This window comes from Pantoea phytostimulans, assembly GCF_046118715.1.
GTDB classification, from domain to species: Bacteria; Pseudomonadota; Gammaproteobacteria; order Enterobacterales; family Enterobacteriaceae; genus Pantoea; species Pantoea phytostimulans.
The window spans coordinates 1,310,234-1,326,502 of sequence record NZ_CP173698.1 but is presented as its reverse complement, the minus strand read 5'-3'; the positions used below and the strand labels follow the sequence as shown (position 1 = coordinate 1,326,502).

The following is a 16,269-nucleotide window of genomic DNA, read 5'->3' as shown; positions in this document are numbered from 1 at the left end:
TCAGGCAGCCTTTTTGCGTTTAGCGCAGGTTAGCGGCTAAAAAGATCGCGACGCTTGGCTTTGAAAGGCTGAGCAATCAGCACCAATAATCCGACCAACAGGTAAGCCCCAAACACCACAATCATCCATTGCGGCATGCTCAATGTCATAAAGGTCCAGCTGCGTTCTGCACAATCGCCGCTGGCAACAAACACAGCGGGCAGCCATTTATCTAAGGGGAGCCAGGTTGGAAAGCGTGCGGCAAAATCACAGGTTGTAAAAGGATTCGGGTGCAGCTGAATCATGGTGTGTTCCCATGAAAGACGCAATCCTTCCCACGCGCTGTATAACCACATCAACAGGGCGACTAAACGTAATGGTGATTTTGGTGCAAGGGCGCCGACAATTCCCGCGCCCATCACTCCGAAGAGTGCGTTGCGTTCATAAATACACATCACGCAGGGTTTTAAACCCATAACATGTTGGAACCACAACGCCGTCAGTTCCAGTGCCAGTGCCGTTAGAGCCAGTAATAACCATGCTCCACGACCACGAGAACATTGATTTAGATATCGCAACATATTGCATTCCCTGTAAACGTTAATGCTCCGCAGTGTAAACCAAAAGCGTCTCTACGCCAGCCTGGCTTCTCGTAAAATCATGTACAAACATGACGTAATATTGATCCTGGCTAGCTGAAGCGTTGGAAACGCGGCAAGTGAATTTAGTCTGTGTCGGCATACTGTGGGTGATAGATCGCCAGGAAGAAGATGACCACGCTGGAGAGCACCGCGCTAAAAAGTTAGCGCATCAAAAATACTGCATTATCCTTTTGATGTTTTTACAGGTGAGTCTCAAAAAATCCTATTCAGGTAGGGCTGAGGCAAATCACTGTATGGGATGAGAAAAAAAGCGGCTGAATTTTGCGTCAGCGCCCGCTTTTAATAGTTTCGCAGGCTATATCCGCTATAGGGCGTCTGGTATGATGAGTGCCCATCATGATAAAGAAAGCAACGAGAACAAACTGCTATGGTCATTAAGGCTCAGAGCCCAGCGGGATTTGCTGAAGAATATATTATTGAAAGCATCTGGAATAGCCGCTTTCCGCCGGGATCAATTTTGCCTGCTGAGCGTGAGCTTTCTGAATTGATTGGGGTAACGCGCACCACGCTGCGAGAAGTTTTACAACGCCTGGCGCGTGATGGATGGTTAACCATTCAACACGGTAAACCTACTCGCGTTAATGATTTTTGGGAAACGTCAGGACTCAACATTCTTGAAACGCTGGCACGACTCGATCACGATAGCGTGCCGGTTTTGATCGATAATCTGCTGTCAGTGCGCACCAATATTTCGTCAATTTTTATCAGCCGCGCGCTACGTCATCACCCTGAAAAAGCCAGAGAAGTGCTGGAAACCGTCGCGATTGCTGAGGATCACGCTGATGCTTACACCGAGATGGATTATCGCGTATTTCGCGGTCTGGCTTTCGCCTCGGGTAATCCTATCTATGGCCTGATTCTTAACGGTTTGAAGGGGTTGTATACCCGTGTTGGGCGCCATTATTTCTCAAGCCCAGAAGCGCGCCAGGTTGCACGAGATTTCTATCAAAAGCTGTTGAGCCTGTGTGACGGACAACCCGCTCAAGATGAAATTGTTGAAACCGTAAGAAATTACGGACGTCGCAGTGGCGAAATCTGGCACAGCATGCAAAAAAATCTGCCCGATGATTTAGGCAGCAAGCGATAAATATAAAAAAACCGGACATCCCATCCGGTTTTTTTACGCTGCATAAAATTAAAGCGGGCTGCCTCGCGCTGGATTTCGATCCAACAGTTCAACGCTTCCATCTTCATTCTGCTGTTCCAAAATTACATCAAATCCCCACAAACGGTGCACATGTTTGAGCACTTCACGACGGCTTTTATCCAGCGGCGTGCGGCTTTGTGGCACATAGCGCAGCGTTAACGAGCGATCACCGCGTAAATCAACGTTGTAGACCTGAATATTAGGTTCAAGGTTGCTGAGATTGTATTGCGCCGAAAGCTGTTGGCGAATCGCTCGGTATCCCGCCTCATCGTGAATGGCTGCAATTTCCAGATAATTATTGCGGTCATCATCCAGCACAGTGAACAAACGGAAATCACGCATGATTTTAGGTGACAGGAATTGGCTGATGAAGCTTTCATCTTTGAATTCACGCATCGCAAAATGCAGCGTTTCAAGCCAGTCCGATCCAGCAATGTCTGGGAACCAGTAACGATCTTCTTCGGTTGGCGTCTGACAAATACGCTTGATGTCCTGGAACATCGCAAAGCCCAGCGCATAGGGATTAATGCCGTTGTACCAAGGACTGTTATAAGGCGGTTGGAACACCACATTGGTGTGGCTGTGCAAGAACTCCATCATGAAGCGTTCAGACACTTTCCCTTCATCGTAAAGGTGATTTAGGATGGTGTAGTGCCAGAACGTCGCCCAGCCTTCATTCATCACCTGCGTCTGTTTTTGTGGATAAAAATATTGGCTAACTTTGCGAACGATACGCAGAATCTCGCGCTGCCACGGTTCGAGCAACGGTGCATTTTTTTCCATGAAATAGAGCAGGTTTTCTTGCGGTTCAGAAGGGTAGCGAGCAGCTTCAACCTGCACCGTCTCTTTCTCGCGACGCGGCAAAGTGCGCCACAGCGTATTTACCTGACTTTGCAGATACTCTTCGCGGCTTTTCTGTCGCGCCTTCTCTTCCTGCAACGAAATCTTCTGAGGACGCTTATAGCGATCAACGCCGTAATTCATCAGCGCGTGGCAGGAATCCAGCAGCCGTTCAACAACTTCTACGCCGTAGCGTTCTTCGCAGTCGGTGATGTAATTCTTAGCGAATAGCAAGTAATCAACAATCGAACTGGCGTCGGTCCAACTGCGGAAAAGATAATTATTTTTGAAGAAAGAGTTGTGACCGTAGCAGGCGTGCGCCATCACCAGCGCCTGCATCGTCATGGTGTTTTCTTCCATCAGATAGGCAATACAAGGATTAGAGTTGATCACAATCTCGTAAGCCAAACCTTGCTGGCCATGTTTGTAGCGCTGTTCAGTTTCGATGAATTTTTTGCCAAAGGACCAGTGCGCATAATTGATAGGCATGCCGACACTGGAGTAGGCATCCATCATTTGCTCGGAGGTGATCACTTCGATTTGGTGTGGATAGGTATCGAGCCGATAGAGTTTGGCTACGCGGTCAATCTCAGCAAGATAGACATCAAGTAAATCAAATGTCCAGTCTGGTCCGTCACTGAGTCGTTTGCTGTCCTTAATGGGCTCGTCAAAGATAGTCGTCATAGCGCACCTCTGTTTTAGCAAACTGGCTTACCCTTATGGGTAGCCCGTTTCGGTTATTTAAGGCTTCATCCTGAGAAAGAAAAACCTAAAAAACTGAGCGAACACTTCAATGATAGCCCACTGTCGCCTATCCGAAACCGGAACTCAAACGAATTTATTTGGCAGAAAATCATTTCGAAACTTATGCAGGTAAATTTTACAACCTTATATTTCTCCACTGCCTCTATTGTCAGGATAATATCCTGTTTATAAGTACAATGTATGGGGTTGGCTTATTCTCCTGATAAAAGATGAATTAACTAAAGCCATCGTCATTAATTCCCGCATTTATGGAAAAAGACGCATAAATCACTAATTTTCTACCATTGATAAGATTTTAGTTACCAGTTTGATAAAAAAGATGTGAAATAGTTGTATGAATTTGAGGGTAATTCCAGCTAAATCATTGCGCTGAATATATCCTTGAGATTAGTGAATTATGCTTTACATCTTGCGGCGGGGGGCGATATGCACGTAGTGATTCTCGGTAGTGGTGTTGTTGGCGTAGCCAGCGCTTGGTATCTGGCGCGAGCGGGACATCGGGTGACGGTAATTGATCGACAGTCAGCAGCGGCAATGGAAACCAGTGCAGGAAATGCAGGCCAGATTTCGCCAGGCTATGCGGCTCCCTGGGCTGCGCCCGGCGTCCCGCTCAAAGCCGTTAAATGGATGTTCCAGCGCCATGCACCGCTGGCGATTCGTCTGGATGGCAGCAGCTTCCAGCTGGAATGGATGTGGAACATGCTGCGTAACTGCGATATGAGCCACTATCAGCAGAACAAGAGCCGCATGGTGCGTATCGCTGAGTACAGTCGCGATTGCCTGAAAGCCTTACGCACTGAAACCGGTATTCTCTACGAGGGTCGTCAAGGTGGAACCTTGCAACTGTTCCGCACTCAGCAGCAATTCGACAGTGCCAGCAAAGATATTGCCGTGCTGCGTGATGCGGGAGTGCCTTATGAGTTATTGCAGTCTCACGAGCTGTCACGCGTTGAACCAGCATTAGCGGCAACGCAGCATAAGCTCACCGGTGGATTACGTTTGCCGAATGATGAAACCGGTGACTGTCAGCTTTTCACGCAGCGCCTGGCCAAAATGGCAGAAGAAGCGGGTGTGGAATTTCGTTTTAATACCTCAGTGGATCATCTCCTGTGCAATGGTAATCGTATTTACGGGGTGAAATGCGGAGAAGAGGTGATTAAAGCCGACAGCTATGTTGTAGCGTTTGGCTCTTACTCGACTTCCTTACTGAAAAACATCGTCGACATCCCGGTTTATCCCCTGAAAGGTTATTCACTGACCATTCCTATCAAGAACGCCGATGCCGCACCCGTTTCAACAATCCTGGATGAAACCTATAAAGTTGCCGTAACGCGCTTTGACGATCGCATTCGTGTGGGTGGGATGGCCGAAATTGTTGGATTTAACACCAAACTGTTAGAGGCAAGGCGAGAAACGCTGGAGATGGTGGTAAGCGATCTTTATCCTGAAGGCGGTCATATTGAGCAGGCTAGTTTCTGGACGGGTTTGCGCCCAATGACGCCAGACGGTACACCGATTGTTGGTGCGACGCCGCTCTCTAATCTTTATCTCAACACCGGTCACGGTACACTGGGATGGACAATGGCGTGCGGTTCCGGCCAACTGCTGGCTGACCTTATTTCCGGTAAGAAACCGGCAATTGCGGCGGATGATTTATCCGTGTTCCGTTACTTACCCGGATTCAACGCGAACGCATCGCCGTTACGCAACGCTAACGCAACCCGTTAAGCTTTCAGGGAGAGGAAGAATGTCACGTCCCATTGTCGCCACCATTAATCAACAGGCGCTGCGGCATAATCTGGCGATTGTTCGCCGTGCTGCTCCACACTCACGCGTCTGGTCGGTGGTTAAAGCCAACGCCTATGGTCACGGTATTGCGCGTATTTGGCAGAGCCTGGCCGAAACGGATGGCTTTGCGCTACTCAATCTGGAAGAGGCCATTTTGCTGCGTGACCAAGGCTGGAATAAACCCATTTTGTTGCTGGAGGGGTTTTTTCATGAACAGGACCTGCCGTTAATTGACCGTTACCGATTAACCACCAGCGTACACAGCAACTGGCAGATCAAGGCATTAGCGAATGCGCAATTGTCGGCACCGATTGATCTCTATGTAAAAGTGAACAGCGGGATGAACCGACTCGGGTTTCGCCCTGAGCAAATCAATGGCGTTTGGCAGAAACTGCGTGCGTTGAAAAATGTGGGTGACATGACGCTGATGGCTCACTTCGCCGACGCTGAAAACCCTGAAGGAATTATCGAACCGATGCAGCGTATTGAACGCGCTGCAGAAGGCCTCAGCGCACCACGCTCATTATCTAACTCAGCGTGTACCTTGTGGCATCCCGAAGCCCATTATGATTGGGTGCGTCCCGGTATCGTCTTATACGGCGCTTCACCAAGCGGTGACTGGCAGGATATTGCCAGCAGCGGCTTGCAACCGGTGATGAGCTTAACCAGCGAGATCATTGGGGTGCAGCAGTTAAATCCTGGCGACGGTGTGGGATATGGTTATCGTTACCATGCACAGCAGGCGCAGCGCATTGGCGTGGTGGCATGCGGTTATGCCGATGGCTATCCGCGTCATGCGCCATCCGGCACGCCTGTTTGGGTTGATGGGGTGGTAACCCAAGTCGTGGGGGCAGTATCGATGGATATGATTACCGTCGATTTAACGCCTTGTCCGCAGGCAGGAATAGGATCGAAAGTGGAGTTGTGGGGCGACCAGGTGAAAATCGATCAGGTTGCAAAAGCAGCCGGAACGGTGGGTTATGAGCTGATGTGTGCTCTTGCGCCACGCGTTCCGGTCGAGGTTATTTAAGCGCGGTCAGCGTACCCTGAATTGTTTTACTGCAGCGCCAGGCAATTAACGCCAGCGCTGCACCTAACAACATCATCCACGCCAGCGACATTTTCTCAGCCAGTGGCAGAGTAACAATCACTAAACTGCCCGCTGCGCCGCCCGCCATCTGAATAAAACCCTGCAATGCTGAAGCCACACCTGCCTGCTGCTGATAAGGCTCTAGCGCGTAACTGGTGGCGGGACCCACAGTAAAGGCTAATCCTGCTACGGAAACAGCGACCGGCAGCATATAGAGTGTCCAATGCGTTTGAATCGATGCGGGCAGCAAATACATGCCTGCCATCAGCAGCAACGCGCCGAGCAGCATGGTAATAAATCCCATCGCCAGACAAAATGGGCGGCCTGCTTTGCGAATCGCTTTATTAACAAACACGCTAACCAGCATGATCCAAAACCCATTAGCGCCAAAAGCGAAAGAGAACTGCAGAGAAGATAAACCGCCTTCTGTCATCAAAACATGCGGTGCCAGCGAAACATAGGTCAATACCATGCCAAGTGCGCCAGCGTTGGCAAAGGCAAAAGCCAGGAAACGCGGCTGACGCAAAATTGCAGCGTATTGCGCCAGCGGCAGGCCTTTTACCCGCAGCGTATTGGCGGGACGGGTTTCCGGTAACCAGAAGATCACTAATACCGTGATCAGCGCAGCGTAACCGCACAGGAACCAGAAGGGCGCGCGCCAGTCAAATGCGCTGGCCAGTAATCCACCCAGCAACGGTGCCAATGCCGGAACGATATTCAGCGCGCCATTCAGAAATCCATAAGCACGCGCGGCGTCATCGCCGCTTAAGCGATCACGTACGCCGCTGAAGGCCACCACCGCGGTACAGCAAACTGCGCAACCTTGTACCAGACGCGCAATCAGGAACAGCGGCCAGGAAGTGGCTGTGGCAGCAATGATGCTGCCGATGATGTAGAGCGCCAGGCCAATCAGGGCAATAGGTTTGCGGCCATAATTATCAACCAGCGGGCCGGTAACGAGCTGTCCTAACCCCATTACCAGCAAAAACAGCGGAATGGTAATCTGAATCAGGCTGACGGGCGTAGCTAAACCTTCAGCAATTTGAGGCAGAGTGGGCAAATAAAGATCGATGCCTAAAGGCGCTAACAGCACCAAGCTTAATAACAATAACGTAAATTTTTGCATAGCAACCAGAGGGTAAAACGTTCGTTAAAACGAGGCGAAGAGGGTAATGACTCAGCAGGCAAAAGGAAAGAAAATAAACGCGCATAAAATGCGATGCCTGCTGTTAACAGGCATCGCATTTTAAAGAGATATCATTAACTCAGTAAGCGCCATCACGGCGGAATACCACACCTGCGGTTTTAAACAAGATAGCGATATCAGTCCACAGCGCCCAGTTTTTGACATACCAGGAATCGAAATAGACGCGGGTATCATAATCGATGTCGTTTCGCCCACTGACCTGCCATAAACCGGTCATACCGGGCTTCGCCATCAGATAGTAATCGACATCGCCAGCGTAACGCGCCAGTTCAGCTTCAACAACCGGACGTGGCCCCACTAAACTCATTTCACCCCGTATCACGTTCCATAATTGCGGCAGTTCATCAAGACTGGTTTTACGCAGAAAACCGCCAATTTTGGTAATGCGGGGATCGTTCTTAAGTTTGAAGTCTTTATCCCATTCAACACGCGCCTCTTCGCTGGTGGCGAGCAAATGTTCCAACACTTCTTTCGAGTTAGTTACCATTGAACGGAACTTCAGGCATTTAAACTTTTTACCATCCTGACCAATGCGTTCATGACCATAAATTGCGTTGCCGCCGTCCCGTTTTACCATTGAGCAGAGCAGAGCGAAAACGGGCGCCAGAAACACCAGCAATATTGAGGCGACCACGATATCAAAAGCGCGTTTAAGGAAGCGTGACGAATGCTTAGCAAGGTTATTGCTGACACGCAAAATCATCACTTCATGGCTAAAAATGAACGACATATCGGTGCCATACAACGGCACGCCACGCAGGGTAGGAATAACTGAAACACTACGGCAATTCATTTTGGAGAGGAATTTCAGCCAACGGTCACGCATCGGCTGCTGCTCATATTCCATCGCTACGATGAACTGGATATTGTCACGGTCAATGGTCTGCCAGTTAATGTCCTTCCAGGCCACCACCGGGACGCCATTTACGCTCTGCTGCTTTGGCACGTCATCAATTGAGATAAACGCCTGCACGTTGTAGCCAAGAATCTCTTCGCTTTGCAATGCCGCATACGCTTCGGTGGCGTTCTTACCCGAACCAATGATGATGGTGTCTTTTTGCCATTGGCCGGCTTTGTTGATCGCTCGTTTCACGAATGCACGCATCAGCGGCAGAAGAATCAGCGCGTAGGTCCAGCTGAAGACCCACACCATGCGTGAAAAATCCCACTTAGAAAAAGCAATCAGGGCGAGATCGAGCAGGGAGAAGACGAACAACGTTTTAACGACTTCTTTCAGCTCGAACCAAAACGGTTTGCGGTAAGTGTAGTGACGTAATCGAACCCAGAACCAGCCAGTACACATCACTGACATAATAAACTGTGCGGTAAAACGGTATTCGATTTGATGCGGAGGAATAAACGAATCCAGCTCTCCCCAAATACCCTGGATTGTGGCGGCGGATAAAAATAGCGCCAAATTTAAAGCAATAAGATCGGAAAAACTTAAGGCAAACTTCACGATGATGTTTTTACGTGTTCCGCTCCATGAGCGGCTCGCGTCATTCATTACTAATGTACTTGCCATAAAACCTGCTCTCTTCTTCAAGTAAAAGATGGCCTGACCAGAATCAAGTACGCGTTCAGGAGTGGGCTACTGAAAATAATTAAATATATTTTCAGTCTGTTACAGTCATTAGAGCCAAAGTTGCTGCGTCGAGGGCGATGGGAAAAATCGTGACATCCATCACGAAAAACTGCAGCGTTGTTTAAGAGTATGCAGGAGATATTTGATAGAGTTAATACGGAACTATTCTGAAAACCAAAAAATGCACTAAAGTTTAATTGGGTTATCTTATTGAAAAGAGAGGATAAAACCTTTTTATTCGAAGTTGGAACTAATAATTTTAAGACTCATTTTCAGAATTACCGCCAAATATGTTATCTGGCGGTAAGTATTCCGGGTCAGGCTGGTTTTCTTAATACCCAACGATCGCCTTCTTTATCGTAATGCGCTATTTCCAGATCCACGGGATTATCATCTATCCACGCAGGAACGCTGGTCTCTTGATCCCAGCCATCAAGCTGATAACTTAAGCCGGGATTGGTCTGGCAGGGAATGCTGACGGTTTCAAAATTCTCGCTGTCGAACTCGGCATCAATTATTTCGTAACGGCCAATTTTAACGACGTGTCCCATTCAATTCTCCCGTTTATACTGGGTTGAATATTTAGCTTAGTGGGTTTATGCCGAATTACGAGCCTGATTTTGTAGGATTAATCCTTGTCTTCTGCTGGACGTACGCCGATTTTCACAATGCGATTGTCCTCTTTTTCTGCAACGGTCCAGGTTAATTGCTTCCATTCCATATGGTCGCCAACTACCGGGGTTCCGCCGAGCATATTTAGCATTAGCTGCCCGAGCGATTGTTGATCATTGGTCTCTTCATCAAGTTCCAGACCGTAGATTTGCGCGATATCTCGTAAACGTGCTTCCGCGTCGAGAATGAAGTCTCCAAAGAAACGTTGATCTAATGAAACAGGCGGCGATTGGCTAAACATCTTGCCCAGTGCGGGCAGGTCGCGCTCACGTCCAATGACGCAGATCACATCGTTTTCTTTTAAACGCGTTCCGCCATTGGGGTGCATCAATACGTTGTCTCTGAACAGGGCAGCTATCCTGGTTTCACGCGGCATTTGGAGATCGCGAAGTGCTGCTCCCACACACCATTTGTCCGCGCTCAATTGATAGACAAATTGTTCCCACGGGTTTTCCGGGTGAATGTCCAGGCCAATGCGGCTAATAGGAGAGGCCGTTGGCGGCACGACTACTTTGGCTTTCTTCGCAGCAAAGCCAAGCGAAGTACCTTGTAGCATTAAAGAGACCAGCACCACAAAGAAGGCGATATTAAAATAGAGCGAGGCATTTTCTAAGCCTGCCATCATCGGGAACACCGCCAAGATAATCGGTACGGCGCCGCGTAAACCTACCCAGCTGATAAATATGCGCTCACGCCCGGTAAAGTTACGAAACGGTAACAGACCAATAAACACCGAAAGCGGGCGCGCCACCAGAATCAGCCACAACGACAAAATCATGGCCGGTACGGCGATATGCCAAAGATCGGATGGGGTGACTAACAGACCCAACACGATAAACATGCCGATTTGGCTTAACCATGCCATACCATCGAAGGTTTGTAAGATGCCGTGGCGGTTGCGGATTGGGCTATTCCCTAATAAGAACCCGCACAGGTAAACCGCCAAAATGCCGCTGCCTTCCAGCATGGTAGTCAGGGCGAAGACTAAGATGCCGCCGCTTAACGCCAGTAAAGGATATAAGCCGCTGGCCAGGTTGATACGGTTTATCAACTGTTGCAACGCCCAACCGCCGCCGAGTCCCAGCGCAATGCCTAAACCAAACTGCTGAATCAGATGAACCAAAAACATCCAGTCGAGGCCGGTTTGCCCCTGCTGGATCATCTCAATCAACGTGATGGTAAGAAACACCGCCATTGGATCATTACTGCCCGACTCGATTTCCAGCGTTGAGCTGACGCGCTCATTAAGACCTTTATCGCCAAGTAGTGAAAATACCGCCGCAGCGTCAGTGGAGCCGATGATTGCGCCAATCAGGAAGCCCTGCATCATGTCCAGATTGAATAGCCATGCGGCGACCAGGCCGGTTAATCCCGCGGTAATCATTACGCCGACGGTGGCAAGCGAAAGCGCCGGGCCCAACGCAACTTTAAAAGAGCTGGCTTTGGTGCGCATTCCCCCATCTAACAAAATGATCGCGAGTGCCAGGTTTGAGATGAGGTAAGCCGCAGGATAGTTATCAAAGGCGATGCCGCCAATGCCATCGACACCGGTCAACATGCCCAGCGCAAGAAAGATAACCAGAATAGGGATGCCTAAACGTGAGGAGAATGAACTGAGTAAAATGCTTGAAGCAACCAGCACAGAACCAATGATAAACAGACTATAAACAATATTGTGGTTCAAACCCGGTCTCCTGCGGTAATAAAGGCGGTATCAGCGAGTGTGGCAATATTCCATGCTATGTATGAAAGATAATGTTTTATCAATGAGTTGTCATCGTCAATATTCTAATTATATTAAATGTTAATAACCCTGCAGAATAGGATTAATGTGAAGAATGAAGGGGTTGGCGAGCCAGACGAAGAAAAGAGGGTATTTTTGCAGGTTATTCAAAGGATAAAATAGAGAGGCCAGCCTCTATCCAGGAACGTTAAGCAGAAGATCGGTTGACTAGACCCGCTTACCCCGGTCTCTTACCTCAGTAAGTTTTCGCGAGATTCACAGACTAACCCGCAGACAACAACTTAACTTCTCGAAAAAGGCTGGCTAAGTTACTCAGGCTTCGGCAGCCTGTTTATGAAACAGTTCGCGGAACACAGGATAGATATCTTCTGGCTCACGAATATGCTGAATAGCAAAGTTATCAAAGGTTGATTGCAGGTGCTCATACTCACGCCAGAGCGTTTGATGCGCACGTCGCGTAATTTCGATGTAACTGTAGTAACGCACCACCGGCAGAATATTTTTGGCTAATATTTCATGACATAACGGTGAATCATCTGCCCAGTTATCGCCATCAGAAGCTTGCGCAGCATAAATATTCCATTGAGCCGGGTCGTAACGCTCTTTTACCACTTCATCCATTAATTTCAGGGCGCTGGAAACAATAGTGCCGCCCGTTTCCTGCGAGTAGAAGAACTCCTGCTCATCAACTTCTTTCGCTTGGGTATGGTGGCGAATATAGACCACATCTACGTTCTTATAGGTTCGGCTCAGGAACAGATAGAGCAGAATATAAAAACGCTTCGCCATATCTTTAGTGGCCTGATCCATTGAACCTGAAACATCCATCAAGCAAAACATCACGGCCTGGCTGGAAGGTTCTGCACGTTTCTCGAAGTTCTTGTAACGCAGGTCAAACGTGTCGATAAACGGGACGCGTTCGATACGTGCCCGCAGTTCAGCTATCTCCTTACGCAGCCGCTCTTCTTCAAGTAACTGGGCAGGCTCCGCTTTCTCTACAGAAGTCAGCGCATCTTCCAGTTCATGCAACATGCGGCGTTTACCTGCCGTCATGGCTGTGCGACGCGCCAGCGAATTTTGCAGTGAGCGCACCACACTGATATTGGCGGGCACGCCGTTTGAAGTGAAACCGGCGCGATGCGTCTTATATTCGTTCAATTGCCGATGCTGATTTTTGCGCAAGTTCGGTAACGCTAAATCTTCAAACAGCAGATCAAGGTATTCATCTTTTGAGATTTGAAAAACGAACTCGTCCTGGCCTTCACCATCCTGACTGGCGTTTCCCTGACCACCGCCGCCACCGCCGCCGCCTTGCGGCCGCTCAATGCGATCGTTTTGGACAAAGTGATCATTGCCGGGATGAACGCGATGGCGGTTACCGCCGCGTCCCTGATGAAAACTTGGCTCGTTAATATCATCAATGGGAATTGAAACGGATTCTCCACTCTCAACGTCAGTAACCGAGCGCTTGTTGATGGCCTCGGAAATCGACTGCTTGATTTGTGACTTATAACGGCGCAAGAAGCGCTGACGGTTGACCGCGCTCTTGTTTTTGCCGTTCAGTCGGCGATCGATAAAATAGGCCATAGTCTTCCCCCAAACTACATTGTAAGCAGGTCGGGCATGCCCGACCTTGAACCTTTACCAATGTCACAGCATCGGCTTGCTTACAGGCTTTGATTAGGACGATTTGCGCACACGCAGATACCATTCGCACAGCAGGCGAACCTGTTTGCGGGTATAGCCTTTTTCCATCATGCGATCGACAAAATCATCATGTTTTTTCTGTTCATCCGTAGAGGTTTTGGTGTTGAATGAAATCACCGGCAATAACTCTTCCGTGTTAGAGAACATTTTCTTCTCGATGACGGTACGAAGCTTCTCATAGCTGGTCCAGTTTGGATTGCGGCCATTGTTGTGTGCACGGGCACGCAAGACAAAATTCACAATCTCATTACGGAAGTCTTTCGGGTTACTGATCCCGGCCGGTTTCTCGATTTTTTCCAGCTCAGCGTTGAGCGATTCACGATCAAACAGCTGCCCGGTATCAGGGTCACGATATTCCTGATCCTGGATCCAGAAGTCTGCGTAGGTCACGTAGCGATCAAAGATGTTCTGACCATATTCGGAGTAAGACTCCAGATAGGCCGTTTGAATCTCTTTGCCAATGAACTCAGCATATTTCGGAATTAAATAGCCTTTCAGATGTTCCAGATACTTCTCGGCCTGATCTTGCGGGAACTGTTCACGCTCAATCTGCTGTTCAAGTACATAGAACAGATGCACCGGGTTAGCGGCAACTTCTACATGGTCGAAGTTAAATACGCGTGAAAGGATTTTAAAGGCGAAACGTGTTGATAGTCCGTTCATGCCTTCGTCTACGCCCGCGTAATCGTGGTATTCCTGCCAGGATTTCGCTTTAGGATCGGTATCCTTCAGGGTTTCGCCATCATAAACGCGCATTTTTGAGTAGATACTGGAGTTCTCAGGATCTTTCATGCGCGACAAGATGGAGAAGCGAGCCAGCGTTTCCAGCGTGCCCGGTGCGCAAGGCGATGTCGCTAATTCACTGTGATTCAGCAACTTCTCATAGATCTTGATCTCTTCGGAAACGCGCAGGCAATAAGGCACTTTAACGATGTAAACACGGTCAAGAAACGCCTCATTATTTTTGTTGTTACGGAACGTCACCCATTCAGATTCGTTTGAGTGCGCCAAAATAATGCCGTTGAACGGCAGGGCGGAAATACCTTCGGTACCGTTGTAGTTACCTTCCTGCGTCGCGGTTAACAAAGGATGCAGCACCTTAATTGGCGCTTTAAACATTTCGACGAACTCCATGATGCCTTGGTTCGCACGGCACAGCGCACCAGAATAACCGTAAGCATCAGGATCGTTTTGAGCGTGGTTTTCCAGTTTACGGATGTCCACTTTACCCACAAGCGCAGAAATATCTTGGTTGTTTTCATCGCCTGGTTCAGTTTTAGCGATGGCTAACTGTTCCAGAATCGACGGCCAAACTTTTACGACTTTGAAGCGGGTGATATCGCCACCAAAGTCATGCAAACGCTTAGCGGCCCAAGGGGACATGATGGTGCCAAGGTAACGACGCGGTACGCCATACTCTTTTTCAAGGATATTGGCATCTTCTTGCGGGTTAAACAGGCAGAGTGGATGGTCGTTTACCGGGCTGCGCTCGCCATCTGCGCTCAAAACGTAAATGGGCACACGCTGCATTAATGCTTTAAGGCGTTCAGCCAGCGAGGACTTACCCCCACCAACCGGTCCCAGTAAATAGAGAATTTGTTTCTTCTCTTCAAGCCCTTGAGCGGCGTGTTTCAGATAGGAAACGATTTGTTCGATCGCTTCTTCCATGCCGTAAAACTCTTCGAACGCTGGATAGCGTCCCATCACACGATTGGAGAATATTCTGGAAAGGCGTGGCTCTTGAGCAGTGTCGACCATTACTGGCTCACCTATAGCCATTAATAGTCGCTCTGCAGCATTAGCGTATGCACTGCGATCTTGTTTACAGGTAGCAAGAAATTCCTGCAGTGTGAACTCTTCGTCCTTGGCAGCTTCATAACGCTGACGATAGTGATCGAATATATTCATAGCGATGCCCGTCCTTTCGTTTTTAGCACAGGTAAAGGAGCGTAATTAGTTGCTCATGCAGCTCCCGGAAAATATTCTCTATTGAGTACAGCAACCCTTATGCCAACCTGACGTCTTTTAATCCGGATACACAATTCTTATGGTTACTCTGCTCGTACAAAAAAGTCTCGTCTTACTTCTAACTGTAGAAGGCATTTAAGAAATTTCCTCCGCGTATTGAGATGATGTAGTGATATATCAATAGCAAAGTCATTTAATTGCAAAACAACCTTGTCAGGAAAAACGGCGTTGAGGAGGAGAAATTTAACCATTCATGCCTTCTTTCAGCGATGAATGCTAAGCCTGCTCCAGATAACGGTTAAACCCGTGAAAAAAAGCCGTTAGACTCCATGGGTGATTGTTATATTTATGGAATGAATAAATTGTGAACCAATTCAAACTTAAAGCCCTTGCTGCTCTTTTACCTTGTTCTTTACTCTTTAATGTCGCCCAGGCTGCACCCTTATCACTTGGTGCATCAGTAATTTATGCTGAATCGCCTTATCGTGGCGGACAGGATCGTTACATTCCCGTACCGGTAATTAATTATGAAGGCGAGAACTTCTGGTTCCGTAGCCTGCAAGGCGGCTATTACCTCTGGAAAGACCCACAAAATCAATTGTCATTAACGCTGGCTGGCTCGCCGCAACAGTACGATCCTGGTGACAACGATTTGGGGGATATGAAACATCTGGATAAGCGTCGCATGACATTAATGGGCGGCGCAACGTATCGCCATACCGCCGATTGGGGCATTGTGCGCACCGCATTGCTGGGTGATGTGCTCAATAACAGCAACGGGATTATTTGGGATCTGACTTACCTGTACCGCTTCGAGATGGGTGATTTTTCCGTCACGCCAGGCATCGGGGCGATGTGGAACAGCGCTAACCAGAACCGCTATTATTATGGTGTTTCAGGTCATGAGAGCGCGCGTACCGGCATTGATCGTTATGACCCAGACGACAGCTGGTCACCCTATCTTGAACTCAGCGCCAGCTATCAAATCTCACCGCAATGGAATGCCAGTGTCATCGGACGCTATACCCGTTTTGACAGTGAGATCAAAGATAGCCCAATGGTTGATAAAAGCGGCCAGGCTACACTCTGGACTGGCATCAGCTATACCTTCTGAT

General features: G+C 48.6%; 12 protein-coding genes. 4 read left to right on the top strand and 8 right to left on the bottom strand.

Going from position 1 to position 16,269, the window contains the following annotated elements:
• Positions 1–29: 29 nt before the first annotated feature.
• A complete protein-coding gene (gene dsbB, locus ACF2G4_RS06265) occupies positions 30–560 on the bottom strand; it encodes a disulfide bond formation protein DsbB (protein ID WP_215846648.1) in 531 nt (176 codons plus the stop codon).
• Positions 561–1,008: 448 nt separating this feature from the next.
• Here dsbB and fadR point away from each other — a divergent pair, with 448 nt between their 5' ends.
• Positions 1,009–1,728: a fatty acid metabolism transcriptional regulator FadR gene (gene fadR / locus ACF2G4_RS06260; RefSeq protein ID WP_243077804.1), complete on the top strand. Its 720-nt coding sequence runs from the start codon at positions 1,009–1,011 to the stop codon at positions 1,726–1,728.
• Between the two features lie 48 nt (positions 1,729–1,776).
• Here fadR and ACF2G4_RS06255 read toward each other — a convergent pair whose 3' ends face one another.
• Positions 1,777–3,312: a SpoVR family protein gene (locus ACF2G4_RS06255; protein WP_215846649.1), complete on the bottom strand. Its 1,536-nt coding sequence runs from the start codon at positions 3,310–3,312 to the stop codon at positions 1,777–1,779.
• Between the two features lie 507 nt (positions 3,313–3,819).
• Here ACF2G4_RS06255 and ACF2G4_RS06250 point away from each other — a divergent pair.
• Together ACF2G4_RS06250 and dadX are read left to right on the top strand one after the other, a co-directional pair.
• Complete coding sequence (locus tag ACF2G4_RS06250; RefSeq protein WP_215848269.1) at positions 3,820–5,121, top strand: D-amino acid dehydrogenase; 1,302 nt, start codon at positions 3,820–3,822, stop codon at positions 5,119–5,121.
• A 19-nt stretch (positions 5,122–5,140) separates the two neighbouring features.
• Positions 5,141–6,211, top strand: a complete 1,071-nt coding sequence (gene dadX / locus ACF2G4_RS06245) for a catabolic alanine racemase DadX (protein WP_409075705.1) — start codon at positions 5,141–5,143, stop codon at positions 6,209–6,211.
• On the opposite strand, the gene ACF2G4_RS06240 is transcribed toward dadX, so the two are convergent.
• From ACF2G4_RS06240 to yeaG, 6 genes are all read right to left on the bottom strand, one after another.
• On the bottom strand, positions 6,204–7,397 hold the full coding sequence (locus ACF2G4_RS06240) for a multidrug effflux MFS transporter (RefSeq protein ID WP_215846650.1): 1,194 nt from the start codon (positions 7,395–7,397) through the stop codon (positions 6,204–6,206). The two genes, dadX and ACF2G4_RS06240, sit on opposite strands and share 8 nt — an antisense overlap.
• Positions 7,398–7,536: 139 nt before the next feature.
• The gene (wbaP, locus tag ACF2G4_RS06235) at positions 7,537–9,003 is read right to left on the bottom strand and encodes an undecaprenyl-phosphate galactose phosphotransferase WbaP (RefSeq protein WP_215846651.1); all 1,467 of its coding nucleotides are present in this window, start codon (positions 9,001–9,003) and stop codon (positions 7,537–7,539) included.
• A 377-nt stretch (positions 9,004–9,380) separates the two neighbouring features.
• Entirely contained in the window at positions 9,381–9,614 is a 234-nt protein-coding gene (locus ACF2G4_RS06230; protein WP_215846652.1) for a DUF1480 family protein, read from the bottom strand.
• Positions 9,615–9,691: 77 nt separating this feature from the next.
• The gene (locus ACF2G4_RS06225; RefSeq protein ID WP_215846653.1) at positions 9,692–11,419 is read right to left on the bottom strand and encodes a potassium/proton antiporter; all 1,728 of its coding nucleotides are present in this window, start codon (positions 11,417–11,419) and stop codon (positions 9,692–9,694) included.
• A gap of 372 nt (positions 11,420–11,791) precedes the next feature.
• Positions 11,792–13,066 (bottom strand): YeaH/YhbH family protein, encoded by a 1,275-nt coding sequence (locus ACF2G4_RS06220; RefSeq protein WP_409075704.1) that lies wholly within the window; start codon positions 13,064–13,066, stop codon positions 11,792–11,794.
• A gap of 93 nt (positions 13,067–13,159) precedes the next feature.
• Positions 13,160–15,094: a protein kinase YeaG gene (yeaG, locus tag ACF2G4_RS06215; RefSeq protein WP_215846655.1), complete on the bottom strand. Its 1,935-nt coding sequence runs from the start codon at positions 15,092–15,094 to the stop codon at positions 13,160–13,162.
• A gap of 424 nt (positions 15,095–15,518) precedes the next feature.
• On the opposite strand from yeaG, the gene ACF2G4_RS06210 reads away from it, so the two are divergent.
• Positions 15,519–16,268 carry a MipA/OmpV family protein gene (locus ACF2G4_RS06210; RefSeq protein WP_243077806.1) on the top strand — a complete coding sequence of 250 codons (750 nt, stop codon included), beginning with the start codon at positions 15,519–15,521 and terminating at the stop codon, positions 16,266–16,268.
• The last annotated feature ends 1 nt before the right edge of the window (position 16,269 follow it).

Bases quoted from the DNA above. Each gene is read 5' to 3' on its own strand.
- ACF2G4_RS06230 (WP_215846652.1), bottom strand. From the start codon at position 9,614: ATGGGACACGTCGTTAAAATTGGCCGTTACGAAATAATTGATGCCGAG.
- dadX (WP_409075705.1), top strand. From the start codon at position 5,141: ATGTCACGTCCCATTGTCGCCACCATTAATCAACAGGCGCTGCGGCAT.
- ACF2G4_RS06250 (WP_215848269.1), top strand. From the start codon at position 3,820: ATGCACGTAGTGATTCTCGGTAGTGGTGTTGTTGGCGTAGCCAGCGCT.
- dsbB (WP_215846648.1), bottom strand. From the start codon at position 560: ATGTTGCGATATCTAAATCAATGTTCTCGTGGTCGTGGAGCATGGTTA.
- ACF2G4_RS06240 (WP_215846650.1), bottom strand. From the start codon at position 7,397: ATGCAAAAATTTACGTTATTGTTATTAAGCTTGGTGCTGTTAGCGCCT.
- fadR (WP_243077804.1), top strand. From the start codon at position 1,009: ATGGTCATTAAGGCTCAGAGCCCAGCGGGATTTGCTGAAGAATATATT.
- ACF2G4_RS06220 (WP_409075704.1), bottom strand. From the start codon at position 13,066: ATGGCCTATTTTATCGATCGCCGACTGAACGGCAAAAACAAGAGCGCG.
- ACF2G4_RS06255 (WP_215846649.1), bottom strand. From the start codon at position 3,312: ATGACGACTATCTTTGACGAGCCCATTAAGGACAGCAAACGACTCAGT.
- wbaP (WP_215846651.1), bottom strand. From the start codon at position 9,003: ATGGCAAGTACATTAGTAATGAATGACGCGAGCCGCTCATGGAGCGGA.
- yeaG (WP_215846655.1), bottom strand. From the start codon at position 15,094: ATGAATATATTCGATCACTATCGTCAGCGTTATGAAGCTGCCAAGGAC.